The organism is Limnochorda sp. L945t (assembly GCF_035593305.1).
Classification (GTDB): domain Bacteria; phylum Bacillota; class Limnochordia; order Limnochordales; family Geochordaceae; genus Carboxydichorda; species Carboxydichorda subterranea.
Window position 1 is genome coordinate 468,465 of sequence record NZ_CP141615.1, and the last position, 24,818, is coordinate 493,282.

General features: G+C 70.9%; 21 protein-coding genes and 1 riboswitch. Of the genes, 18 read left to right on the forward strand and 3 right to left on the reverse strand.

Annotated elements, in window-relative coordinates:
- Positions 1–72: 72 nt before the first annotated feature.
- From U7230_RS02210 to U7230_RS02230, 5 genes are all read left to right on the forward strand, one after another.
- On the forward strand, positions 73–1,038 hold the full coding sequence (locus tag U7230_RS02210) for a P1 family peptidase (RefSeq protein WP_324718164.1): 966 nt from the start codon (positions 73–75) through the stop codon (positions 1,036–1,038).
- A 2-nt stretch (positions 1,039–1,040) separates the two neighbouring features.
- The gene (locus U7230_RS02215; RefSeq protein ID WP_324717118.1) at positions 1,041–1,886 is read left to right on the forward strand and encodes an inositol monophosphatase family protein; all 846 of its coding nucleotides are present in this window, start codon (positions 1,041–1,043) and stop codon (positions 1,884–1,886) included.
- Positions 1,887–1,892: 6 nt separating this feature from the next.
- Positions 1,893–2,699, forward strand: coding sequence for an SDR family NAD(P)-dependent oxidoreductase (locus U7230_RS02220; RefSeq protein WP_324717119.1), 807 nt, complete (start codon positions 1,893–1,895; stop codon positions 2,697–2,699).
- 22 nt (positions 2,700–2,721) lie between these two features.
- Positions 2,722–3,318, forward strand: a complete 597-nt coding sequence (locus tag U7230_RS02225; protein ID WP_324717120.1) for an HDIG domain-containing metalloprotein — start codon at positions 2,722–2,724, stop codon at positions 3,316–3,318.
- Positions 3,319–3,445: 127 nt separating this feature from the next.
- A complete protein-coding gene (locus tag U7230_RS02230; protein ID WP_324717121.1) occupies positions 3,446–4,501 on the forward strand; it encodes a hypothetical protein in 1,056 nt (351 codons plus the stop codon).
- A gap of 49 nt (positions 4,502–4,550) precedes the next feature.
- Here the strand turns inward: U7230_RS02230 and U7230_RS02235 are convergent, their stop codons facing one another.
- On the reverse strand, positions 4,551–4,793 hold the full coding sequence (locus U7230_RS02235) for an FmdB family zinc ribbon protein (protein WP_324717122.1): 243 nt from the start codon (positions 4,791–4,793) through the stop codon (positions 4,551–4,553).
- A 162-nt stretch (positions 4,794–4,955) separates the two neighbouring features.
- On the reverse strand, positions 4,956–5,552 hold the full coding sequence (locus tag U7230_RS02240; RefSeq protein ID WP_324717123.1) for a rhomboid family intramembrane serine protease: 597 nt from the start codon (positions 5,550–5,552) through the stop codon (positions 4,956–4,958).
- A gap of 161 nt (positions 5,553–5,713) precedes the next feature.
- On the opposite strand from U7230_RS02240, the gene U7230_RS02245 reads away from it, so the two are divergent.
- Together U7230_RS02245 and U7230_RS02250 are read left to right on the forward strand one after the other, a co-directional pair.
- Complete coding sequence (locus U7230_RS02245; protein WP_324717124.1) at positions 5,714–6,997, forward strand: HD domain-containing protein; 1,284 nt, start codon at positions 5,714–5,716, stop codon at positions 6,995–6,997.
- Complete coding sequence (locus U7230_RS02250; protein WP_324717125.1) at positions 6,987–8,597, forward strand: GGDEF domain-containing protein; 1,611 nt, start codon at positions 6,987–6,989, stop codon at positions 8,595–8,597. The genes U7230_RS02245 and U7230_RS02250 overlap by 11 nt, the downstream gene beginning before the upstream one ends.
- Here U7230_RS02250 and U7230_RS02255 read toward each other — a convergent pair.
- A complete protein-coding gene (locus U7230_RS02255) occupies positions 8,563–9,465 on the reverse strand; it encodes a hypothetical protein (RefSeq protein ID WP_324717126.1) in 903 nt (300 codons plus the stop codon). The two genes, U7230_RS02250 and U7230_RS02255, sit on opposite strands and share 35 nt — an antisense overlap.
- A gap of 409 nt (positions 9,466–9,874) precedes the next feature.
- On the opposite strand from U7230_RS02255, the gene U7230_RS02260 reads away from it, so the two are divergent.
- The 11 genes from U7230_RS02260 to U7230_RS02310 all read left to right on the forward strand — a co-directional run bounded on the left by U7230_RS02260 (position 9,875) and on the right by U7230_RS02310 (position 24,777).
- Complete coding sequence (locus U7230_RS02260) at positions 9,875–10,075, forward strand: hypothetical protein (RefSeq protein ID WP_324717127.1); 201 nt, start codon at positions 9,875–9,877, stop codon at positions 10,073–10,075.
- 194 nt (positions 10,076–10,269) lie between these two features.
- Positions 10,270–11,499, forward strand: a complete 1,230-nt coding sequence (locus U7230_RS02265) for a hypothetical protein (protein ID WP_324717128.1) — start codon at positions 10,270–10,272, stop codon at positions 11,497–11,499.
- Positions 11,500–11,576: 77 nt separating this feature from the next.
- The gene (locus U7230_RS02270; protein ID WP_324717129.1) at positions 11,577–12,656 is read left to right on the forward strand and encodes an NAD(P)H-dependent amine dehydrogenase family protein; all 1,080 of its coding nucleotides are present in this window, start codon (positions 11,577–11,579) and stop codon (positions 12,654–12,656) included.
- Positions 12,657–12,698: 42 nt separating this feature from the next.
- Positions 12,699–13,469, forward strand: a complete 771-nt coding sequence (locus U7230_RS02275; protein ID WP_324717130.1) for an HpcH/HpaI aldolase family protein — start codon at positions 12,699–12,701, stop codon at positions 13,467–13,469.
- 22 nt (positions 13,470–13,491) lie between these two features.
- Positions 13,492–14,472 carry a 2-hydroxyacid dehydrogenase gene (locus U7230_RS02280; RefSeq protein WP_324717131.1) on the forward strand — a complete coding sequence of 327 codons (981 nt, stop codon included), beginning with the start codon at positions 13,492–13,494 and terminating at the stop codon, positions 14,470–14,472.
- Positions 14,473–14,537: 65 nt separating this feature from the next.
- The gene (locus U7230_RS02285) at positions 14,538–15,935 is read left to right on the forward strand and encodes a dipeptidase (RefSeq protein ID WP_324717132.1); all 1,398 of its coding nucleotides are present in this window, start codon (positions 14,538–14,540) and stop codon (positions 15,933–15,935) included.
- 61 nt (positions 15,936–15,996) lie between these two features.
- Positions 15,997–16,115, forward strand: a riboswitch (SAM riboswitch).
- Between the two features lie 130 nt (positions 16,116–16,245).
- The gene (gene metK, locus U7230_RS02290; RefSeq protein WP_404980544.1) at positions 16,246–17,565 is read left to right on the forward strand and encodes a methionine adenosyltransferase; all 1,320 of its coding nucleotides are present in this window, start codon (positions 16,246–16,248) and stop codon (positions 17,563–17,565) included.
- 72 nt (positions 17,566–17,637) lie between these two features.
- Positions 17,638–18,888, forward strand: a complete 1,251-nt coding sequence (gene ahcY, locus U7230_RS02295; protein ID WP_324717133.1) for an adenosylhomocysteinase — start codon at positions 17,638–17,640, stop codon at positions 18,886–18,888.
- 353 nt (positions 18,889–19,241) lie between these two features.
- A complete protein-coding gene (locus tag U7230_RS02300; RefSeq protein ID WP_324717134.1) occupies positions 19,242–19,721 on the forward strand; it encodes a hypothetical protein in 480 nt (159 codons plus the stop codon).
- Positions 19,722–19,750: 29 nt separating this feature from the next.
- Entirely contained in the window at positions 19,751–20,926 is a 1,176-nt protein-coding gene (locus U7230_RS02305; protein WP_324717135.1) for a hypothetical protein, read from the forward strand.
- A 119-nt stretch (positions 20,927–21,045) separates the two neighbouring features.
- Positions 21,046–24,777: a carboxypeptidase-like regulatory domain-containing protein gene (locus U7230_RS02310; RefSeq protein ID WP_324717136.1), complete on the forward strand. Its 3,732-nt coding sequence runs from the start codon at positions 21,046–21,048 to the stop codon at positions 24,775–24,777.
- Positions 24,778–24,818 lie beyond the last annotated feature (41 nt).

Below are 24,818 nucleotides of genomic sequence, written 5' to 3' on the forward strand. Positions count from 1 at the left end.
ACCGGATGGTAAAGTTCCCGGCAGGGGCGGCGAATCCTGGCAACTTTCGAGGGGCTCCGGGACGCGGTTCACATCGGGCACTGGTCGGATCCGCAGTCGGCTACCGGGTGTACCGTTCTCATCTTTCCCCGGGGCGCGGTGGGGGCGGTGGACGTGCGCGGCAGCGCGCCCGGCACCCGGGAGACGGACGTCCTGCGGCCGGGCAATCTGGTAGCGCGCATCCAGGCGGTGCTCCTTACCGGCGGCAGCGCGTTCGGGCTCGACGCGGCGTCGGGCGTCATGGCGTGGCTGGAAGAGCGGGGTTGGGGGTTCGAGACGCCCGGAGGGCCGGTGCCGCTCGTCGTTGGGGCGGTGCTCTTCGACCTCGACATCGGGGATGGCCGGAGGCGGCCCGGGCCAGGCGAAGGGCGGGCCGCCTGCGAGGACGCGCTCCGGGAGGGGCTGGCCCCGGCCCGGCAGGGCAACGTGGGCGCCGGCTGCGGCGCCACGGTGGGCAAGCTGTGGGGGCCGGCCTACCGGATGAAGGGCGGCCTCGGGGTGGCGGGCGGGCAGCTTCCCGGCGGGTTCGCCATGGCGGCCGTGGCGGCCGTCAACTGTGCCGGCAACGTGGTGGACCCGGCCACCGGTCGGTGGGTGGCTGGTGCGTGGGATCGGGAGCGCCGGGCGCCCGTGAGCGGAGAGCCGGCCGCAGGCGCGCTGGGGGCCCGGCAGGCCACCACCCTTGCCGCGGTGGTGACCGACTTGCCGCTCTCGAGCGCCGACCTGCAGCGGGTGGCGAGCATGGCCCACGACGGCATCGCCCGGGCCGTGGTGCCCGCGCATACCCTGTGGGACGGGGATACCATCTTCGCCCTCTCCACCCGGGAGCCCGGCTCGGACGGCACCCGTCCTTACGGCGGGATGGATCGGGCCTACGCGGTGTCGGCGGCCGGGCAGACGGCTGCCGAGCTCGTGGCCCTGGCCATCCTCCACGGGGTGCGGGCGGCGCAGGCGCTGTTCGGTACGCCCGCGGCCGGCGACATCGGAGAGGATCGGTAGACGTGGCCAAGCTTGCCGACGACATCCCGACGTTCATGGAGACGGCCAGGATGGCGGCCGAGCGCGCCGGGCGGCTCCTGCGGGAGCACTGGCAGGAGTTCCTGGCGGCGGGCATCGGCTTCAAGGGGCCCGTGGATCTGGTGACGGAGGGAGACCGGCGGTCCGAGGCTGCCATCGTGGAGATCATCCGTTCCCGGCATCCGGACCACGATCTTTTGACCGAGGAGCGAGGCGCCCTGGGCGAAGGGGCCGACCACCGGTGGCTCGTGGATCCGCTGGACGGCACGACCAATTACGCCCACGGGTTTCCCGTCTTCGCCGTCTCCGTGGCGGTCGAGTACCGGGGGCAGCTCCAGGCGGCGGCCGTCTACGAGCCGGTGAGCGAGCGCTCGTACGTCGCCGGCCGGGGCCGGGGTGCCTGGCGCAACGGGCGGAGGCTCACGGTCTCCACGGTCGAGGAGCTGGACAGGAGCCTGCTCGCCACGGGGTTTGCCTACGACCTGCGGGAGGCCGAGGAGGAGACCAACCTCGATCACTTCGACCACTTCTCCCGAGCCGCGCAGGGGATCCGCCGGCTCGGCGCGGCGGCGATGGACCTGTGCTGGGTGGCCGAGGGGTGGCTGGACGGGTTCTGGGAGTACCGCCTGCACCCCTGGGACGTGGCGGCCGGGATCCTGCTGGTCGAGGAGGCCGGGGGCCGGGTGACGGGCTTCCGGGGGGAAGCGCTGGACCTGCGCCAGCTGCGCCTGGTCAACATCGTCGCCTCCAACGGGCGCATCCACGACGCGATGCTGCGGGTGCTGGAGCAGGGGCGGACGGGGATGCGCGGCACCCCTGGGGGCGGGTGAGCCCCGGTGGGCCTCTCGGCGGGCGGGCGTGAGTGCCCGTTTTCGCTGGACGGCCAGGTCGTCCTGGTGACGGGCGCCGGGCGGGGCATCGGGCGAGCCGTGGCGCTGGGGGCCGCCGCCCTTGGGGCCCACGTGGCGGTCATGGCCCGCACCGCCGCACAGGTGCGGGAAGTGGCCCGGCAGGCGGAAGCGTACGGCGTGCACGCGGTGGCCTTGCCGGGAGACGTGCGCAGGAGAGCCGACGTCGAGGTGGCCGTGGAGGCGGCATGGTCTTCGCTCGGCCCCATCGACGTGCTGGTCAACAACGCGGGCGCCTTCGAGGCCCACGAGTTCCTGGCGACTCCCTACGAGAAGTGGCGGGGGCTGGTCGAGGACAACCTGGCGGGCGCCTTCCACTGCACGCAGGTCGTGGCCGCCCGCTGGGTCCGGGCGCGCCGGGCGGGCAGGGTGGTCAACGTCTCCTCCGTCAACGGCTCGTTTGGCGTGGGATGGTCGTCCGCCTATAATGTGGCCAAGAGCGCCATCGACGAACTCACGCGGACGTGGGCGGTGGAGCTCGCTCCGTACGGCATCGTGGTCAACGCCGTCGCGCCCGGATTCATCGACACGGCGATGGCCAGGGCCCGGGGGGAGAGCGACTTCGAGACCGAGGCGTTCCGCCGGTTTTACGTGGGAGAGCGGCGCATCCCGTTGGCCCGCCCGGGTACCCCCGAGGAGGTGGCGGGCGCGGTGCTCTTCTTCGCCTCACCGGCCTGCCGGTACGTGACGGGCCAGGTGCTGGCCGTCGACGGGGGGCTGTCCATTACTTACTGAAAGCGGTCGAGGAGGCGTGAAGTTGACATCCACCCCGCACAGCGACCATCGGCCCAGCAGAGAAGAAGCGTGGCGGCTGCTCAACGAGTGGACCCAAAATCCCAACCTCATCAAGCACGCCCTCGCCGTGGAGGCTGCCATGCGGGCGTACGCCCGGCGTTTCGGCGGCGACGAGGAGCTGTGGGGACTGGCCGGCCTGCTGCACGACATGGACTACGAACGCTTCCCGCAGCTGGAGGTCCACCCCCTGAAGGCGGTCGAGGCCCTGAAGGCCCGCCAGTACCCGGCCGAGGTCGTCGACGCCATTTTAGGCCACAACAGCCATCACGGCCACCCGCGCACCACGCCCATGGCCAGGGCGCTGTTCGCCTGCGACGAACTCACGGGCTTCGTCACGGCGGTCGCGCTGGTCCGCCCCTCGAAAAGCCTGGACGACGTCACGGTAGAGTCGGTCAAGAAGAAGTTCAAGGACAAAGCCTTTGCGCGGGGCGTCCACCGGGAAGAGATTTTCCAGGGGGCGGAGGAGCTCGGCGTCCCCCTGGACGAGCACATCCAGACGGTAATCGACGCGATGCGAAGCATCAAGGACGAGCTGGGCCTCGACGGCCGGGCGCCCTGAGCCTGGCAGTCCGGGACGGGCTCCACCGGACGTTGCCGTCCGGGAGCGCCTGCCTGCACAATGAGCCTGCCTGGCTTTCCGGCACCCGTCGCCACCCCGGAGGAGAGGCTGGGGGAGGCGACCGCAGATGTCTCACCCTTCTGGCGCTCGGGCGGTGGCGCTGGGCCTCGTCGTGGCCTGGCTCGTGACGGCGGCCTCGGGTTGCCGGCTCCTCTCTTCCCTCGTCGGACGCCCTTCCGACCGGGAGGCCGGGCCCATGCAGGTGGCGGTGTACGTGCCGCCCGAGGCGATGGTGAGCTTACCCGCGCAGCCGCCGATGGACCGGGTGAGGGTCACCCTGGTGAAGGACGCCTACGTCCTCTCACAACAACAGCCGCTGTCCGCGGCGGCCGGGGAGCAGACGTACAGCTTCCGGTTCGATCGGGTGTACGAGGGGACGTGGGACGTGGGGGCCGAAGTGCTCGACGTGGAGGGCGACGTGCCTTACGGGGGGTACGCGAGCGTCACGATCGTGGCCGGGGGGCAAGCGGCGGTAGACGTGCGGGCGGTGGCGCGGCCGGCCACCTTGCGGGTGTCGATCGATCTGGCGGGCTACCCCGAGCAGGGCCTGGTAACGGGCGCCGGCATCACCCTCAAGCGCGAGACCTCCTCCACGCTCCAACAGGCACGGCCGGGCGACGCGCTTACCTGGCAGTTCCAACGGGAGCGGCTGCCCGGGACCTACGACGCCCGGGTGGCCCTGTACCGGGCGGACGGCGCCGTACAGCTCACGAGCCCGTGGCGCCACGGGCTCGTCTTGCTGCCGGGCAAGCTGACGGCGCTGCATTGGAGCCCGGCGGCCGGGACGCTTTCGGTCAACGCCGTCGTGGACGGCATCCCTCTGCCGCCCAATCCGGTGACGTGCCAGCCGCTGCCGGCGGAACGGTCGCTGCGCGTCGGGTGGACGCCTTGCGGCGAGCCGGACGTGCAGGGCCACCGGGTCTACGTGCGGCTCCCGGGTGACGTGCCGTTGCGGATGGTGGGGGACGTGCCGCTTCCGGCCCGCTCCGCTGACATCCAGGTCGACGGCCTGCCCTGGGACCGCGACGCGGACGTCTACGTCGGGGTCACGGCGGTCGACGCCATCGGCCAGGAGAGCCTGCACGCCGCCGGGCTCTGCAGCTTCGGCGCAGCCCAGGGGTAGAGCCGGCGTGACCGGCGGGCGGCGCCGGCGGAGTCTTGAGCCGGCGCCGTCAGTCGGAGCCGGTCGAGGTGCTGACCGTGGACTGCTCTTTCTTGGCGGCTTCCTTGTACGAACTGCTGCGGTAGTCGGTTACGTGAAACCCGGAGCCCTTGAAGAGGATGTTGATGTTGCGGCTGATCATGCGGCGCACGGGCCCACCGCACGTCGGGCACCGCTCGAGCGGAGACTCGGTGATGGCCTGGAAGGCCTCGAAGCGCCCGCACCGGTCGCACTGGTACTCATAGGTCGGCATGTCTGCCTCTGGCACCTCCGAGCGTCTGTTGCACTGGTTGCCACGTGCAAAGTCAGGTCGGCCTGCCCCGCAACAGGCGACAGGCCGACCTGACTTCGACCGCATCTACCTCATTATGCTAGCGAGGCTCGTCCCCGTGCGCAAGCGGGCCGCACGGGACGCTCACCAACCGTACGGGAGCGGGGGGCGCCGCTCGACCCTCCACCACTTGATCAGCAGGAGCCCCGTCAAGAAGCCTCCGATATGGGCGAACCACGCCACTCCCCCGACCAGGGTCGGGGCGGCGGTGACCGCCAGAGCCCCGTTCCATATCTGGATCACGAACCAGAAGAGCAAGAAGATGCCCGCGGGGATCTGCACCACCGTGATGAAGAAGAAGATGGGCACGAGCGTGCTCACCCGGGCCCACGGGTACAACAGCCAGTACGCCCCCAGCACCCCGGCGACCGCTCCGCTCGCTCCCACGGTCGGCACGGTGGCGCCGGCGGCGACGAGCGACTGCAACAAGGCCGCAGCGGTACCGCCGAGCAGGTAGAAGAGCAGGTAACGGCCGTGCCCCAGGCGGTCCTCGACGTTGTCCCCGAAGATCCAGAGGTACAGCATGTTGGCGCCGACGTGAAGCCAGCCGGCGTGGATGAACATGGACGTGAAGATGGTGAGCCAGGCCGGAGGGAGCGCGACGCCGGCCGCGCTGATCTGTGCCCAGTTGCCGTCGGCCAGCCCCCACAGGCGCGCCGGTATGAGACCCCACTGGTACAAAAAGAGGCTCGACTGGCGGCCCAGGGTCAGCTCGTAGAAAAAGACGATGAGATTGATCCCGACCAGCAGCTTGTTGACGAACGGGTATCGCCGCGTCGGGATGTTGTCACGGAGCGGTATAATGGTGGCAACCTCCTTGCAGGGACGGGCCCGCCCACAGCATGCGCGAAAAGATCCTGCGGGACCCGGTGCACGACATCATCGCCGTGCAGGACCCGTTGCTCCTGCACCTCATCGACACGCCGGAGTTCCAGCGGCTCCGCCGGCTTCGGCAGCTCGGCACCGCCGCCGGGACCTACCACGGTGCGGAGCACTCGCGCTTCGGCCACTCGCTCGGCGCCATGCACATCATGGGCAAGGTCCTGGCCCGTTTGCGCCAGTCGGCCCACCTCCGCATCGACGAGCAGCTGGAGCGCCTGGCGAAAACGGCTGCTCTGCTCCATGATATCGGACACGGGCCGTTTTCGCACGGGCTCGAGCGCGTGCTGACCCCCACCCTGGGGCACGAGCAGTGGACCCGGGCCATTCTGGAAGGCCCCACGGCGGTGCGGCAACTGCTGGAAGAGGAGGACCCCGCGCTTCCGGGCCGCATCGTGGGGCTGTTGCAGGGTATGGTCCCAGGGGATCTCCGATGGCTGCACCATCTGGTGGCAAGCCAGCTCGACGTCGACCGGATGGACTACCTGCTGCGAGACGCGCTGTACACAGGCGCCTTCTACGGGCGATTCGACCTCGAGCGGCTCATCAGCACCCTGACCTGGGCGCAGGGGCAGGTGGTCTTCTCCTACAAGGGGATCCCCACGGCCGAGGAATACGTGCTGGCCCGCCACTACATGTACTGGCAGGTCTACTTCCACAAGACTACCCGGGCGCAGGACCTGGTGCTGCGGGCGGCCTGGGATCGTGCCCGGGAGCTGTGGGCCGCAGGTCGCCTGGAGGCAGGCAGGGACGTGCCGGACGCCCTGGTGCCCTTCTTCGAAGGCCGGCCAGACCTGGGCGAGTACCTGTCCGTCGACGACGTGGACGTCTTCTTCGCCCTCAAGACGTGGGCACGGCATCCGGATCCCATCCTGTCGGACATGGCCTCCCGCTTCTTGCACCGGCGCTTGCTCAAGCCGGTCTTTCGCCAGGCCCGGCCCGCCATCGACCCCGAGTGCCTGCGACAGGCGAGGCAGGTGGTGGCAGGCAAAGGATGGAATCCCCACTACTACTGCCTGGTGGACCGGACGTCGGACGTAGCGTACGACTTCTACACCGAAGGAGGTGAGCCGCCGGCCAAGGCGCCGATTTACGCGCTGGACGAGTTTGGACGTCTCCAGGAGATCTCGCGGATGAGCGCGATCATTCGTACTGTCGCCACCAGGCCTCGCAGCGCGATGAACCTGTACGTCCCCGAGGAGTGCAGGCAGGCGGTCGCCGACCGGATCCTGGCCGATGAACGCTGAAGCGGCCGGGGGATCAAGTCGTTGTGCTGGCGGGCGCTCGTCCCCACCGGACGGGCGTGAGCACTGGCGCGCCCTGGCCGGCGAGGCGACGGCGGTGCTGGCCCTCTTCTTGGTGGCCGCCCAGGGGCGACCTGCACCGCTGGTGGTAGCCGCCGGATACGCGCTGGCGGGTCTGCTGGCGTGGGCGGGCATTCGCACCAGGAACGCCGCGTGGGAATGGGGAGCCGCCGCCGCGAGCCTGGCTGGCATCCTCGGCGGCGCCCGCCTCGTGCCCGCCTCGTTTGCCCCGGAGGCTGCGGCCCTCGGGCTGATGCTGTGGGGCGTCACGTGGGGGCTGCGCTTGAGTCCCGCCCGCCCGTGGGGGCCCGTGCTCGGGGCATGGATGCTCCTGGGGCTGGAGGCGTGGTTGGGAGCCGGCAACGGGACGGCCGTGGCTCACTACCGAGGGCTCCATCTGGGGCTGTGGACGGGGGCCGCCGTCCTGCAGGCGTGGCTCGCCGGCCGTCTGGCGTCCAGGACCGAGGCGCAGAGCCGCCAGCGAGCCCGGCACCTGGCGACCCTCCATGAGATCACGCGGGCCATGGCGCGCCCGATGCAGCTGGAGCCGCTGTTCGAGACGATCCACCGGGAGGTCTCCCGGGTCATGTCCGCGGACGCGTTCATCATCGCGCTCTACGAGGCAGAGCACCAGCTGCTGCATGCGGCGTTCATCTACGACAAGGGGATGCGGTACCCGGCCCAGCGGTACCCGGCCGACGAGGGCCCCACCGCGGAGGTGGTGCGGACCGGTAAGCCCCTGTTCCTCAACCGTGGCCCGGAGGAGATGGCCCGCCCGGTGCCGGGCAAGCGGATCATCGGCGCGCCGGAGGAGCCACTGTCCGTCATCATCGTTCCCATGACGCTCGAGGGGAAGGTGCTGGGCACCATCTCCGCCCAGTCTTACCGGCCTCGGGCCTATACGACCGAAGATTTCGAGCTCCTGGCCACCATCGCCGGGCAGGCCGCGGTCTACGTCCAAAACGCTCGCCTGTACGAGCGTACCGCGGAGCTGGCCCTGACCGACCCGATGACCGGCCTGGGCAATGCCCGGATGCTGCAGCAGACCCTAGAGCAGGAGCTGGCCCGCTGCAGGCGCTCCGGGCGACCGTTGAGCCTGATCATGTTCGACTCGGACGACCTCAAACAGGTCAACGACCGCTACGGGCACCTGGTGGGCGATCGGTTCCTCAACCTGCTCGCCGACATCATTCGCACCCGCGTACGGGCAGGGGACGTGGTGACCCGTTACGCCGGCGACGAGTTCGTGGTCATCCTGCCGGAGGCCCGCATGGACGAAGCGACGCGCGTCGCCGAGCGCATCGTCTCGGCGGTCGCATCCACCCCCCTGGTGACGGAGTCGGGCGAGAAGGTGTACACGACCATCAGCGCCGGCGTGGCGAGCTATCCCGAGTGCGCCGAGACGGGCACCGATCTCATGTGGAGCGTGGACCGGGCCCTGTACGCCTCGAAGCAGGCCGGCAAGGGGCGCATCACCTGCTCCAAGCCGCGCGGCGCTCCGCCGCCCGTCAAAACTTCAGACCAGCCCCCGCCGTCAGCGTGAGGTCCGAGCCGGTCTCGGGGATGACCACGGCCACGTCTGCCCGCACAGGCCCGGCTCGCAGGCCCACGCCGGCCGAGCTCGCGCGGCCGAGCACGGCGTCCTTGCGGTAACCGGCCCGCAGCGCCACGACCCCTCCGAAGACGGGCTGCTCGACGCCGACCCCCCAAGAGCCGTCCCCCTGCCAGCGGGCAGCCGCGACGGGGGGGCCGATGAGGGCCACGTCCACGGTCAGGCCTTCAGCCGGGAAAAGCCAGCTCGTCGTGCCGACGCTCGCTCCCCCGGCGCCCTGCCAGGCCACGCTGCCTGCCGCGTCCCGAGCCGCGAGGCCCAGTTCGAGAAAACGGCGCCAGCGCACGAGCAGCCCGAGGTCGGAGGCGTACCCGTACCCCGTGAGCGCCTGCCAGGCCGCATCGCCGGTCTCCTTTCGGGCCTGGCGCACCTGCAGCACCCGCAGCGCCGTCCCCACGAACCCTTCGAGGCCGCGGGCCGGAAGCCACGGAGCATCCACCTGCCACCCGGCGCCCAGGCCGATGGCCGACAGGACCCGCACCTGCCCCCAAAGACCCGAAGGGCCATCCTCCACCCGGGCGGTGCCCTGACCCATCAGGGCCAGCGCCGACCCCTGCCAGCCGATGCCCGCCATGGTGGAAAGGCGCGCCGCCAGCGGGGTCGCGGTCGTGTCGGGCCGGTCGAGGAGGCGCTGGATCTGCTGCAGCTGACCGGCCGGATCCCACGAGGGACCGGAAGGAGTGGTGAGGGCGGCCGCCCCGGTGGCCACCGTCACGGCGAATCCTCCGCCGGCCAGGGCGGCGGGGTTGAAGTAGAGGGCGGCCAGCCGATCGTCGCCTGGCGCCCCCGTACTTCCCATGGCTTCGGCCCGGGGACTGGGGGAAGGGGAGCGGAGGAAGGCATCGGCCGGCGCTGCGCAGCGGGCGGATCCCGTGATCGCAAGTATCGTAACGAGCGTGACGACCGCAAGGGCGACGGAGCGCTCCGTGCGTCGGGTCGCGGTCAAAGGGGTCACCCTTTCCCCGGAGCAATGCGATCACCCGGTATTTGCCACTTCCGCGCCGGTCGACGACCCTCCTGTCGGGAGGGCTCTCGTCGAAGAAGAGAGGAAAGAGCAGGTTGATGCAAAAGAGTATCAAGCAACAGGATGGGGGGATGCAGGCCGACTGCGTCCGCACGGAGGGACGGCCGGTTGTTGACCTTCTGCTGCCCCGGCATGGCTGGCGGTCCTCGCTCTGCCCCGTGGCTCTGAAAGGGCAGGGGTTGGGGTGACTGCAAGCGACCGCAGCGAAGAGAGGCTGAGCGAAGCGGAGTCAGTGAAGCGACGGATCGAGGAACTCAGGACACGTCTTTACGCTGGGGTGGGGGTCACCTACGAGGAGAACCCCCAGTTGCACGATGAGCTGGATCGGTTGATTCTGCGATACATTCAGCTGAGCCGGCGGGGCAGGAAGGCAGCCATCACCTGACGACGCCAGGTCGCTCCGGTGGCAGCGGACAGGTCAAGACGAGCAGGGCGAGGGCCGGTGCCGGCACCGGCCCTCGCCCTGTCTTCGTGGGCCCCTGCTCCGGCGAGCGACGAGAGGACGTAAGGGAGGGGGCGCCGTATCCAGGTAGGCAGGCTGGTACGCCCTACCATACCTGGAAGGAGCTCGCTATCCTCATGCCATCCCTCTTTCGACCATCTTTCACGGTTCGCGTGCGCGCGACGGCCCTGGGGTTGGCCCTGGCCTCGATCGGGCTCGGACCCGGCGGCAGCCTCGCGCAAGGGCTCACGCCCTGGCACGGCTCGTCGTGGGCGATGGCGGGCGAGGCCCCGCCTGGATCGCCGGCAGCAGCGTGGCTGGCCTCCCCGCCGCTCGGCCTGGGCATCGAGGCAGCGCTACCCTTGGCGCCGCAAGCCGGCGGCGACACGGCAACCCTCGTGTGGGAAGCCGGGGCCCTCCTGGGCAGCACCGGCGGGATCGGGGAGTTGCCCTGGCTTGCGCCTCCCCCGGTGCAGGGTGAGTCGCCAGCCCTGCAGTCCGGCCGGCAGGCCCGGCAGGCAACCTTGCTCGGCGCCACGGTGGCGGCGGGAGCGCCGCGCTTCGGCACGTCGCTGCACCTCGCCTTGGAGACGGGCGGAGCCGACGGCACGTCGGTCCGCCTGACCGGCTCCGCATCTGCCCTGCCGGGGGAGGGTCTCCGGGAGGTGCACCACGGTTGGTCGACGTCCGGAACCGCCGCCCGGGCGGGCGTCGCGTGCGGGTGGCCCGGAGGATCGTCCGCTTCGTTGCAGGTGCTGGTCTCTTCGATGGCCGGCTGGCAGCACCAGACAGGCCCGTCGTCGGAGGTGGAACGCATCGCCGACGGCATCGACGTGCGCGTCGTGGAACGGAACGGCAACCTGAGGGCCTCGGCCTCCCACGTCGACCTCGGCGCCGCGCTGGTCTGGCGACCGGCCCCGGCGTGGCAGGCCCGGGTAGGCGCCGGCTGGGTGAGGCGAGAGGCGTGGTTCGAAGAGGTGATGGCCCCAGGGCAGATCTCCTTGTACCGGGAGAACGTGGCGCCGCTTCCGATGGGTCCGGAGCCTGCGGGCGAGAGGCGCCAGGTCTGCGATCGGTGGAGCGGAGTGGTGGTGCCTGCCCTCGTCAGCTGGCAGGCCACGCCGTGGGCGGAGGTGCGCGTGGGACTGTCGGTGTGGACGGGGCAGGTCGAGCAGGCGAGCCGCTGGTCTGCCCTCGTCGACGGCATCCCCGAGTTCGAGGTGGCGAGCGCCGCCGCAGGCGGCCCTTCGTCGCGCCCCGTGTGGGAGGCCGGAGCCAGGTTCTCCGTGGGACGCCACGTGCGTGGCGATCTCTCGATCTCCGCCGGCGGGAGGGCGAGACTCCTCGTGAACGGGCGCCTGCGGTAGTGCAGGGGCTTTCCCGCAGGCGCCGAAACAGCGTCCGGGAGTGCTCCGGCTCCACGCAAGGGAGGCACCGAACGCAGATGCAGATGACGGAAGGGCAACCGGCCGGGCGGCCGTCCCCCGGGCCGTCAATCGGCGTAGTGCAGGTCGGGCTGGGCCACATCGGCAGAGCCATCGTGCGGCGCCTGGCCGTGCTGGACGGCGTGCACGTGGTGGCCGCGGTCGACCCGGCGCCGGAGTTGCAGGGGCGCGACGCGGGGGAGGTGGCGGGTACCCACCCCCTCGGCGTGAAGGTCGTGCCCGAGTTGCGCCAGGAGGACGCCCGAGGCGCCTCGGTAGCGCTCCATTCCACCCTCTCGCATCTCGAGCAGGTGCTGCCCCAGCTCGTCGGGTTGGTGGAGAGCGGACTGCACGTGGTCTCGACGTGCGAGGAGCTGGCCTGGCCGTGGTTTCACCATCCCGAGGCCGCCCGTGCGCTGGACCGGGCGGCGCGCCACGCCGGGGTCACCGTCCTCGGTACCGGCGTCAATCCGGGGTTCGTGATGGACCTGTTGCCCCTCTTGCTGACCGGGGTCTGCACCCGGGTCGACCGCGTCGTTGCCCGGCGGGTGGTGGACGCCTCCCGGCGGCGTGAGCCGTTGCAGCGGAAGATCGGATCCGGCACGAGCCCCGAGGAGTTCCGCCGGCTCGTGCGAGAAGGCCGGATGGGCCACGTCGGCCTGCCCGAGTCGGTGGCTCTCGTGGCGGCCGGGTTGGGATGGAGGCTCGACCGGATCGAGCAACAGGTCGAGCCGATCGTCGCCGACGAGCCCATCGTCACCGAGCACGTGCACGTGCAGCCTGGCCAGGTCCAGGGGCTTTTCCAGACCGCGGCAGGCTACCAGGACGGGCGCGAACGGGTGCGGCTGGAGCTGTGGATGGCGCTGCGGCCCCAACACCTGGCGCCCTCCCCGGTCGAGTCCGCCTCCTTCGACGAGGTGCGGGTCGAAGGGGAGCCTCCCGTGCACGTGGTCATCCCCGAGGGCATCTCCGGCGATACCGCCACCGTCGCCGCCGTGACCAACGCCATCCCTGCCGTGATGGAGGCCCCGCCCGGGCTGTTGTCGGTGAGGGACCTCCCCCCTGTACGCTGGTGGGGCGGCCGCCTGGTCGTCGCGTGACGCGGCGGGGGTCGCCCGGATGAGGGAGAGGAGGCTGGATCCTTGCCCAACCCTGTCAAGGAGCGTCTCCGGCAAGGTTTGCCCGCGATAGGGACGTGGCTCAGCATCCCGTCGCCCGTGGTGGCCGAAGCTCTGGCCGGCCTCGAGCCGGACTGGCTCCTGATCGACACCGAGCACGGGGCCATCGACGAGCAGACGGCGGAGGACATGATCCGGGCCATCCGCGCCGCCTCCTCGACGGTGGTGCCCCTGGTGCGGGTGGCCGCCAACGACCCGGCGTTGATCAAGAAAGCCCTCGACCGGGGAGCGATGGGGGTGCTCGTGCCCCTGGTCAACAGCGCCGAAGAGGCCCGCCGGGCGGTGGCGGCCTGCCGCTACCCTCCGGAGGGGATCCGGGGCGTGGCGGGCACCCGGGCGAGCCGGTACGGGCTCGAGATGGATCGGTACTTTGCCTCCTGGAACCGGGAGGTGCTCGTCGGGGTCCAGGTGGAGACGCCGGTAGCCCTCGAGGCCGTCGAGGCGATTGCCTCGACTCCTGGGGTCGACCTCCTCTTCATCGGGCCCAACGACCTCTCGGCCGGCCTGGGGATCTTCCGGCAGTGGGAACATCCTCACTACCGGGCAGCCGTGGCGCGCATCCTGGACGCGGCGAAGGCTGCGCGGATCGCGGCAGGCTACATGGCCAGGGGGCCGGAGGAGGCTCAACGGCGGGTGCGGGAAGGGTTCGCCTTGGTCTCGGTGGCGACCGACCTGGGGCTGCTCCTGCAGGCAGCTTCTGGAGCCTTCGAGCAGGCCCGGGAGCCAGCACGTTGAGGCGAAGGGGCGGGTGCAGGATATGGGCGAGTACGACGTGTACGTGACGCGCCGGCTCCCGGAGCCGGGCATGTCGATCATCCAGCAGCATTGTCGCATGGAGGTCAACCCGCACGACCGCCCGCTCACCCGGGAGGAGCTGCTCCGGGCGGTCCGGGGACGGGATGGCCTGGTCACCTTGCTCACGGACCGCATCGACGCCGAGGTCATGGATGCGGCGGGGCCGCAGTTGCGGGTCGTCTCCAACTACGCCGTGGGCTTCAACAACGTCGACGTGCAGGAGGCGACCCGCCGGCGGATCGTGGTCACCAACACCCCGGGGGTGTTGACCGAGACGACGGCCGACCTGGCCTGGGCCTTGCTCATGGCGGTCGCCCGCCGCGTCGTGGAAGCGGACGCCTTCATGCGGGCGGGCAAGTACAACGGATGGTCCCCCACGCTGTTCCTCGGCACCGACGTCTACGGCAAGACGCTGGGCATCGTGGGCTTCGGCCGGATCGGCCAGGCGGTGGCGCGCCGCGCGTCGGGTTTCGGCATGCGGGTCTTGTACCACGACGTCGCGCGCAGGCCGGGCGAGGAGGAGGCCCGCCTCGGCGTCGCGTACCGCCCGCTCGACGAGCTCCTGTCCGAAAGCGACTTCGTCACCTTGCACGTGGACCTCAACCCCAGGACGCACCACCTCATCGATGCCCGGGCCCTCTCGCTCATGAAGCCCACCGCCTTCCTGATCAACACGTCGCGGGGGCCGGTGGTCGACGAGGCGGCCCTGGTGCGGGCCCTCGAGGAAGGGCGGCTGGCGGGCGCCGGTCTCGACGTCTTCGAAAACGAGCCGGCCATGGCGCCGGGGCTGGCCAGGCTTCCCAACGTGGTGGTGTTGCCCCATATCGCGAGCGCCAGTAAGGAGACCCGCTCCCGTATGGCCGAGATGGCGGCCACCAACCTCGTCACGGCCCTCGGCGGCGGCCGCCCCGCGCACGTCGTCAATCCCGAGGTGCTGGGCTGAGTGGCGAGGCGGCCCGTGTAGCCTGGCGTGAGGCGACAAAGGCAGCGGTCGAAGGGGTGGCGACGATGGAGAGACCCGCACGGATCCCGGACGGAGTGCGAGCGCACCTGGAGCGGCTCGGAGAGCAGGCCGTCCATGAGCTCATCGATTTCTTGCGCATACCGAGCGTGAGCGCGCTGAGCGAGCACCGCGACGACGTGCGCCGCGCGGCCGAGTGGGTGGCCCGGCGGATGCAACGAGCCGGCATCGAGCACGTGGAGGTGCTGCCGACCCCTCTCCACCCGGTGGTCGTCGGCGACTGGCTGCACGCGCCCGCCGGGCGACCGACGGTGCTCGTCTACGGGCACTTCGACACGCAGCCGGCCGACCCGGTGGAGCTGTGGACGCGGCCTCCTTTCGAACCGTGGGTGGAAGGGGACCGGATTTACGCCCGGGGCGCCTCCGACGACAAGGGCAACATGATGGTCCCGATCCTGGCCGCCCAGGCGTGGCTGCAGGGCGGGCAGGGGCTGCCGGTCAACGTGCGGTTCATCTTCGAGGGGCAGGAGGAGGTCGGCAGCCCCCACCTGGCCGAGTTCGTCGCCGGGAGGCGGGACCGTCTCGCCTGCGACCTGGTGGTGAGCGCGGACGGGGGCCAGTTCTCGGAGGAACGACCCTCGCTCACGCTGGGTACCCGAGGGCTTTGTGCCGTGCAAATCGATGTGAAAGGACCGGCCCGCGACCTGCATTCGGGGACGTACGGGGGCACGGTCCAAAACCCCATCCACGCTCTCGTCGAACTCCTGGCCTCGATGCGGGCTCCGGACGGGCACGTCCTGGTGGAAGGGTTCTACGACCGGGTGGAGCCCCTTTCCGCGGAGCAGCGGCGCTACATGGCCATGGTGCCGCACGACGACGGGGCGTATCGCCAGGCCATCGGCGTGCGGGAGCTTTTCGGCGAGCCCGGGTACTCTACGTTGGAGCGGCAAGGCGCCCGGCCGACGCTGGAGATCAACGGCATCTGGGGCGGGTTCACGGGCGAAGGGGTCAAGACGGTCCTCCCTTCGGAGGCGCACGCCAAGCTCACGTGCCGGCTCGTGAAGGACCAGGATCCGGTGGAGATCCAGCGGCGGATCGAGGCGCACGTGGAGCGCCACGCGCCTCGGGGAGTCGAGGTGCGGGTGCGCCGGATGGAGGGCCTGGCGCGCCCTTACGCCATGCCGGTCGACCACTGGGGCAATCGGGCCGCTTCGGACGTGCTCCAGGAGGTCTACGGGCGTGAGCCGCTCTTGCTGTGGTCGGGAGGGACCGTGCCGCTGTACGACATCTTCCTGCGGGAGCTGGGCACCTACACGGTGACCTTCGCCTTCGGGCTTCCCGATGAGCCGGTGCACGCACCCGACGAGTTCTTCCGCATCTCGAGCCTGCGTCGTGGGATGGTCGCCTGGGCCCGTCTTTTCGAGCGGCTCGCCCATGCTCCTTGACGGGTTTCGAAAGGCCATGCTAACATGATCCCGCTGAAAAAGCGAAAAAGCGTGCTTCTGGCTCTTATCGAGAGCGGCGGAGGGACGGGCCCGATGAAGCCCGGCAACCGGCGTCGCCGGGTCGGTGCGGCGTGCGGTGCCAATTCCCGCAGAATGGTGTTCCATTCTGGGAGATGAGAGCTTCCAAGCTCTTGCCTCTTCCTGTAATGGAGCAGAGGCGCTTTTTTTTGCCTTCGGTGCGCCGTGACCATCGTACCAAGCACCGGAGCACTTCGCCCGGAGCACGCGCGAGGCAAGGGAGGCACGCGCCATGCAGACGCAGGGTGGCGGCGCCGCTCAGGCGCCCCGCCGCCGGGAGTTCACGTCGGAATCGGTGACGGAAGGACACCCCGACAAGGTCTGCGACCAGATCGCCGACGCGATCCTGGACGCCATCTACGAGCAGGATCCCGACGCCCGGGTCGCCTGCGAGGTGGCCACGAAGACCGGGATGGTTCTCATCATGGGAGAGATCACGACCCGAGCCCGGGTCGACATGCCCCGGATCGCCCGGAAGACCATCCTGGACATCGGTTACGACGATGGGCGCTACGGGCTCGATGGGGCGACCTGCAGCGTCTTGTTGGCCGTGGAGGAGCAGTCGCCGGACATTCGCCAGGGCGTCGACCGGCCCTGGGAGAGCCGAGAAGAAGGAGCCTCCCGAGACGGGGCCGGAGCGGCGGGCGCCGACCCGTACGGGGCGCTGGGGGCCGGCGACCAGGGCATCATGTTCGGCTATGCGACCGACGAGACGGTGCCGGAGTTCATGCCCCTTCCCACGGTGCTCGCCCACCGGCTGGCGAGGCAGTTGAGCCGGGTGCGCAAGGAAGGGGTGCTCCCGTACCTGCGTCCCGACGGCAAGACCCAGGTCACCGTCGCTTACGAGGACGACCGCCCGGTGGCTGTGACGGCAGTGGTGGTCTCGGCGCAGCACGAGCCCGACGTCGCTCTGGAGCGGCTCCGGTCGGACATCCGCCGGCACGTCATCGACGCGGTCATCCCGGCCGGGCTGCTGTCGCCGCAGGCCCGGATCTTCATCAACCCGACCGGCCGTTTCGTGGTGGGCGGCCCCCAGGCCGACACCGGGATGACGGGGCGCAAGCTGATCGTCGACACGTACGGCGGCATGAGCCGCCACGGGGGCGGCGCCTTTTCGGGCAAGGACGCCACCAAGGTCGACCGTACGGCGAGCTACGCGGCCCGCTACCTGGCCAAGAACGTCGTGGCCGCCGGGCTGGCACGGCGGTGCGAGGTGCAGATCGCGTACGTCATCGGCGTGGCCCGGCCCATCTCGGTGGGAGTGGATACGTTCGGGACCGGGCGGCTGCCCGACGCCCTGCTGGAAGAGCGGCTGAAGCAGCTCGTCGACCTGCGCCCGGCGGCGCTCATCGAGCGCTTCGACCTGAGGCGGCCGATCTACCGGCCACTGGCAGCGTACGGGCATTTCGGTCGCGTCGATCTCGACCTGCCGTGGGAACGCATCGACCTGGTGGATGCTCTGCGCCGGGCGGCGGCGGAGTACGAACGCCAGGCGGCGGCCCCGGCCCGGGCGGCCGCCGCCGCAGCAGACGAACGAGGTGCCGGGCGTTAGCTGGCGCAACCGGCGGCCGCCAGGAGGCCAGGAGCCGCCCCAAACCAGCAAGGAAAGAGGCTACCGGCAGCCATGCCATCGTTCCCTGCGGAGCAAGTCGAGCTCGGACGGCGTCGCATCGAGTGGGCAGACGCGTTCATGCCGGTGCTGGCGCGAATCCGGGCCCAATGGGCTGAGAGGCGGCCCCTGGCAGGGGTGCGCATCTCGGCCTGCCTGCACGTGACGACCGAGACGGCCAATCTGGTGAGAACCCTGGCGGCCGGGGGCGCCGAGGTGCGTCTCAGCGCCTCCAATCCGCTGTCGACCCAGGACGACGTGGTCGCGGCTCTCAACGAGGTGTACGGGATCCCCACGTTCGCCCGGCGCGGCGTGGGCCAGGACGAGTACTACGCGCACATCCGCCAGGCCCTGGAGCACGGGCCCAACCTGACCATGGACGACGGGGCCGACCTGGTGACGACCTTGCATACCCACCAGCCGTCGCTCCTGGCAGGGGTGCGGGGCGGCACGGAGGAGACCACGACCGGCGTCATCCGCCTGCGGGCGATGGCGGAGGAAGGGAAGCTCCGGTACCCCATCGTGGCGGTCAACGATGCCCGTACCAAGCACCTCTTCGACAACCGGTACGGCACGGGCCAGTCCGCCATCGACGGCGTCTTGAGGGCGACCAACCTGCTGCTGGCAGGCAGCACGGTGGTGGTGGCAGGGTACGGATGGTGCGGCCGGGGGATCGCCATGCGGGCCAGGGGCATGGGAGCGCGGGTCATCGTGACCGAAGTGGATCCGCTGCGGGCCCTCGAGGCCGTCATGGACGGTTACGAGGTCAAACCGATGCTGGAGGCGGCGGCAGAAGGCGACCTCTTCATCACCGCCACGGGCGATACTCAGGTCATCACGGAGCCGCATTTCCTGCGCATGAAAGACGGCGCCATCCTGGCCAACGCCGGCCACTTCGACGTGGAAGTGGACGTCCGGACCCTGCGCCAGATGGCAAAGGGGCCGAGGGCGGTCCGGCCGTCGGTAGACGAATGGGAGCTGCCGGGTGGCAAGCGCATCCGGGTGATCGGGGAAGGCAGGCTGGTCAACCTCGCCGCTGCCGAGGGGCACCCGGCGCAAGTCATGGACATGAGCTTCGCCAACCAGGCGCTGTCGGTCGAGTGGTTGGCCCGGCAGGCAGAGATGCCCCGCCCGGGTGTCTATCCGGTGCCGGAGGCGATCGACCGCGAGGTGGCACGGCTCAAACTGGAGAGCCTCCACGTGCGCATCGACACGCTCACCGAGGAGCAGCGGCGCTACCTCTCGGGGTGGGAGCAGGGTACCTGAAGCGTCCCGCTTCGGAGGTGGCGTTCGGGGCCGGGGGGCAGAGAGGCCGGGCGGGGGCGATCGAGGGGGCGCACGGCCGGCCCCGATCGGCCGGATGAGGCCGGGGCAAAGCAAGGGTGCGTGGTGACGATGAGGGCCGGGGACCCGAGGGGGGTTCCCGGCCGTCGTGTTGTAGGGCGGGTGACAGTCCTGCGATCGGTCAGATAGACTATACACGTTCTCCCATGCCTGCGGGCCGGGCCCGAGCCGGCAGGCAACGACAAGACGGGGTGGTGAGGCTCATGGGGCCCGTACGGGCATCCGCTCATCCAACAGGAAGCATCAGGCCGTCACTCGACCGGTGCACGACCGTCGTGGCGCTGGTCGGCGTGGCCGTCCTGGCGGCCCTGGTAGCAGCGACGGGGGGTGCTCTGGCGATGGATCGCCAGGTCCAGCTCCAGGTAACGATTCAGGAGGCGATGGAGCTCGAGGTGAGCCCACAAGGCCCGATTGCGTGGGCGGTGGCGCCGGGTTCCCCCTCCCCGGGGGGCGGTACCCTCCAGGTGGTGGTGAGGTCCAACGTACCCTGGGATCTTACGGTGAAGGGCCACAGCGACAGGCCGAAGACCGCCGGCGCGGTCCCGGCCACAGGCTCGATGCAGTTCCGTGTGGACGGCGGAGAGGCCAGGACGCTGACCACCTCGGCACAAGGGGTCGCTCGAGGAGATCTGCCGACCGGGAGCGGGGGGAGGCAGGTCGGCGTGACCTTCGTGTACGTGCCGTCCTACGAGGACAGGGTGGGCGAGACGCTCACGATGGACGTGACGTTCACCCTGGCGCGACCCGTCCCGTGAGGGCTCTGGGAAGGAGGGCACGGGGCAACATGATGCCGTACCGGTTCGCCGGAAGGTGCCCATGGTGGCTCTGTGTGACGCTCCTGGCGGCCGCTGGCCTGGTGACGGGGATCGAGCAGCCCTGCCGGGCCTTGCTGAGGGTCACTCCGTTGACGGTGACGGCGGTCGTGGACCATGCCGGGGAGCGAGTCGGGCCCATCTTCGTGGGTAACCGGGGTGACACGCCGCTGCCCGTGCGCGTGGGGATAGCTATGCTAACGCATTCCCCTGAAGGGCGGCCCGTCGTCCTGGAGGAGCCCGGGCACCTGGCCCGCGCCCGGGAGTACCTCGGGCCGGAGTGGACCGAGCGCGTACTTGCCCCCGGCCAGCAGGAGACGCTGTGGCTTTCGGTGCGGCGGGTGCCGGAGTCGGCCATCTACAGCGCGGTGCTGGTACAGGTGCCGGCTCCCCTGGGTACCTTCCGGGTGGTCGTCCTGGTGGGAGTGCGCCGTGCCCGTCCCGCGCGCGGTCCGCAGCTTTCCATCGAGGCGGTGTGGGCGGAGCAGAGCAAAGAGGGGGACCCGGTGGAGATCGTTGCCCGAGTGCGCAACGACGGCGGGACGGACGCCGAGGCGGTGATCGAGAGCGTGATCACGGCCGAGTCGGGGCCTGGGGCAGGAAGAGGACCTCAGGCAGCGCTCTTGATGGGTCCCGCGACGGTCTACCCCGGCGCGGTGCGGCTCCTCCGGGCCCGCTGGCAGCCCGACCTGCTCCCTGCCGGGGTCTACCGCGTATCGGCGAGCCTGGCCGGCACCCGGGGCGCAGGAAAGGCCGGCGGAGCCACCGCGAGCCTGACGGTCGATGCACCGTATCGCCTCGCCGGGGTCGACGGTGCTGTGAGCCTGCAGCTCAGGCCCTCCCGGGACGGCAGCATGACGCTCGTGGCCTCGGTGCACAACCGGAGTCCTCACACGCTTGCGCCGCAGCTCGAGTGGTACATCGAGCGGGATGGGGCCCGGACGGCGCAAGACCCGGTCCTGCTGGGGCCGGTGGACGCGGGAGAAGTGAGGGTAGCCCGCCTGCCCTGGCCGGGCCCCCTGGCCCCGGGGGCCTATCGGGCGGGGGTACGCTGGATCCTCGGCGAGCGGGAGGTCGCGCGGGACGATCTCGTGGTCACCGTCGAACCGGCCCTGGCCCTCCATCCGAGCGGGGTCGATGTCCCATGAGCCACACGGGCGGTAGGGCCGTTTCGGGGCGCTTCGTGCTTTGCGCGCTGCTTGGGCTCTCGTTTGCGGCCGTCCCGGTCCGTGCATGGGAGGTGGACATGCCCCCGGGAGGTGCTCCCGTGCTCTTGCCGGCCGATCCGGTGCGCCCCGGCACGGGCGCCGTCGTGGGACACGTCGGGTTCCTGGTGCCGAAGGGGCTGGTCTCGATCATTCCCGAGCCCCAGGCACCCGCTCTGGTCAGCCAGGGTCCCGAGGGGACGTTTCGGCTTCCCTTGAACCGGCTTCAGTGGGGCCTGCGCTGGTACGAAGGCCAGGTACCGGACTTCACCCCGCTGACGTACCCGGGTACGGGGCGCCAGGTAAACGTGCCTGCCGAGACCGTCGCCCACATCGAGTGGAGGTTCCGGCCCGAATGGACGGATCGGGCCGCCTCCGCTCCTTACTCCGTTCCCGTGCGCTACACGCTTCAGCCGAGCGGGGTGACCCTCGACCCTGTCCTGGCATGGCCCAACCCTTACGTCAAAGGCTCTACGCAGCCGTTACAGGTCTACGCTGACGTCCCGGGCCAGGGCGCGATCTGGGTCAGACTGGGCCCGGCCGCGCCGGGCACCCACTGCAGCGTCTTGACGCCGTGGGACGTGTTGGCCGGGCCGGTAGGGTCCGGATGGCAGATGCTGGAGGTCCCGGCCTCCAAGGTCACCGGCCTGCCCGTGGGTCTGTATTGCGTGGTGGTGGATTTCTGGCAGCGGGGACAGGCCCGGCGGCGGATTGGAGGCACGACGGTCCTGCTCGTCGAGAGCGGGGCGGTCGCTCAGGCGCTCGAGGTCCAGGTCCGCGACGCCGCGGATGGCAGGCCGGTCAACGGGGCTCTGGTGACCTTGAGGCGCCCGGGGGGACCGCCGGGGCGGTCGGGCCGCTCCAACGGGCAGGGGAGCCTGACTTTCTCCGGTCTGGATGCCGGCGTCTACCGAGTAGAAGCCGAGGCGCCGGGTTACCGGAGAGCGGCCGGGGAGGTCCGGGTGCCGCCTGCCGATGCACGGGTGCAAAGCGCCGCTAAGGCCGAACTGTTGCTCCGGCCCGCTGACACGCCCTCTATCCGGCTGGCGATGCGCAACCTCGCCGGGCGGCGGGCCCTGTGGGTCGGCGACGTCGTCGAGATCGACGCCAGCGTGGAGTTTGCGCGGGGCCTGCCGGATCTCGTGCCGGGGGGCGAGCCGTCTGTCCTGGTGGAGCTCCGCTTTCCTTCCGGGCTGCAGGTCCTCCCCGATTCGTGGCGGCCATCCCCGGGGGGAGACGAGGATCACCGCCGTCAGACGATCGGGTGGAGCGAAGGGAGGCTGCTCTGGCAAGTGGGCGTTCCTCGAGGGAGCGCGACCTCGTCGCTGTCGGTGCGGGCGATGGTGACGCCCGAAGCGGCGGGGCGAGGCGAGGTGGAGGTGATCGCCCGAGGCACGATGCGCTACGGGCGTTTCGAGGCGTCTCTTGCGCCCGCGTCCACCTCCTTGCCCTTGTCCCGGGAGCTGGTGGACGGGCACGGGGTGGTCGTTGGCCGCGTGGAGCCCGCGAGCGGGCAGGACGAATGGGTGGTGGCCTCGAGCCTCGGCGTGTCGGCCAGGGTCGACCGGTCGGGTTTTTTCCGCATGGCGCTGCCGGCAGGCGTGCACATGCTGTGGGTCGAGCGCCCGGCGGCGGCACGGGGGGATCACGAGCCAGTCCGGATACCCCGGGGAGAGCCGGCCATCCTCGTCGTCCGGCCGGGTGTGAGTGCGCCCGCGGTGCTCGCCGCTCCTTCTCCCGGTGCTCGACCGGCAGGAGGGTCGCCGGCGTGGCGCGTCGACGCGGCAGGCCGGATGGAGTGGACCTCCGGCGCGGCACCAGACGGCAACGGCTCGCTTTTGGTCACGGTCGGTGCCGGAGAAGCGAGGGGGCAGCTGGTCGTTGCTGCAGGGCCGGATGGCCGCTTGCCGGCACGGCTGGAGTGGGGGACGGCCCTCCACGAGGTGACCGCAGGGCTGCTCGACCCGGCCAGGGGGGATCGCGTGCAGCCTCCGGCAGTGGACGGGCGTCTGCTGCAGCCCCCCTCTTCCGACACCGGGGATGGCGGGGGCCTGGTTCCGGGCGTTGCGTGGGAGTGGGAGGCTGGCGATGCCAGAGGGTCCGGGTTGGTGGCTACGTGGCGGCTCGACGGCGGACAGAGCTTCGTACAGGCCGTCGACCGGCGGGACGAGAAGCAAACGACCTGGCTGACCGTTACGGGCCCCATGGCCTCCGGGCAGGGGGGGCAAGGCCCGGCTCTGCACGCAGGGTGGCGGCGTAGCGACGAGGACAAGAGCGAGGCTCAAGTGGAGTACCGGATGAGCCTTGATCCGGGCCGGCCCATGGACCCGGCCGGATACCCGGTCCCGGTCGACGGGCTGCCGCCAAGCGCGTGGACGGCCAGGCTCGTCACTCCATGGGCAGGAGGGAGGGATACCGCGTGGCAGACGTGGGAAGCGGGCGGGGAGACGGGGCTCGCAGGCCCCGGAGCGGGGGGCGGCCGCACCACGGTGGAGTGGAGCGCGGCCCGGCTCGCGACCGGCGGTCTGGCCCACCGTTTGGGGCTTGGTGCGGACATGGGGCGCTTCACCCAGCTGTACGGGATGGGCAGCCTGCTGTGGCACTCCGCCGATGACGCGCGGGATCCCGCCAGGTTGCGGCAGGCCCTGGCGGTAACCGCCACGCCCGAAGGCTCCTCGCTCCCGAGCTCCCTCGCGGGCGCGGTCCGGTTGGATGCCCGGGCAGGCCTGGCAGTCGGGCAGGGCGATGGCGGGTGCGAGGCCGTTCCCCGGGTCTATCCCGTCGCCCGCCTCACTGCAGCCGCGGCAGGCCCGGCCGCGCCGAGGGGACGCTGGTCCCTGGGGGTGGATGCCAGGACTCTCCACGAGGGGCAAGGCGGGGCGCCTGCTACCGCCTGGATCGATCTCGCCGCTTCGCTCTCCCGGAAGCTGGACCTGCGCGTGCAGGGTAGGGTGGAGGCAACTTTTTCGGCCTATGGCCTTCGCCTGACCCCGGGGACCCGGGTGGAAGGGGCTTTGCAGCCGTCGAGCGGGGTGCGGCTGGCCACAGGGCTCGAGGCCCGTCCGGAAAGGCTGCGGCCGTCCCATCTCGCGATCGAGTACAACCCCCGGTGGGGCACGGTGGCGCTTCGGCTCACTCCCGAACAGGCCGAGCTCTCGTGGACCCGCGCCGGCCCTGCACCCGAAGAGACCGGTGCAACCGGGGCCGTCAAGCGGTGGTCCGGAGCGTTCTCCCTGCGGCGCCGTTCCGGCGGGGCGGTGGAGCCGGATCCGACAGCGTTGGTCGCCGAGGGACGCCTCCTGTACGGGAGCGAGCGCATGGCGGCCTCGGTCTGTGCGCGCTTCGAGGGCGAGGTGGCCGAATGGTCGGCCTCAATCGGGGACCATCCCGGCCCTTCCTCCGAGGCAGGGCGCTGGCTGCGGGCCTCCCCTGGCCGGTACCTGCGGGGCGACGTTCGCGTCACGCCTGCTGGGGAGGGCTACCGGGCCTGGACGTGGATGGGGCATGCAGGCATCCGGGGCCTGCTGGCGGAGCGGTGGGGATGGTTCGCAGAGGGTGGGGCCGCTTCCCTGACGCTGGAGCCGGGCGGCTGGTCCCTGCACCGGAGCGCGTCGTTCGGCGCCGGCCTTTTCGTGGTGAGCCGGGAGAGCCTGCTCGAGATGGGATGGCGCCTGGTGAAAGCGCCGGGGGAGCCGATGCGGCCGGGCGACCTTCCCGCTTCCATGCGCCCGGGTCTTTTCGTGCGGACGACCGGGTGGTGGAGCTCGGACCCCGGCGGTGCCGGTGGCCGGTAGACCCCGGCAGGCATCCCCCGTTACAATATCGCGGGATACCG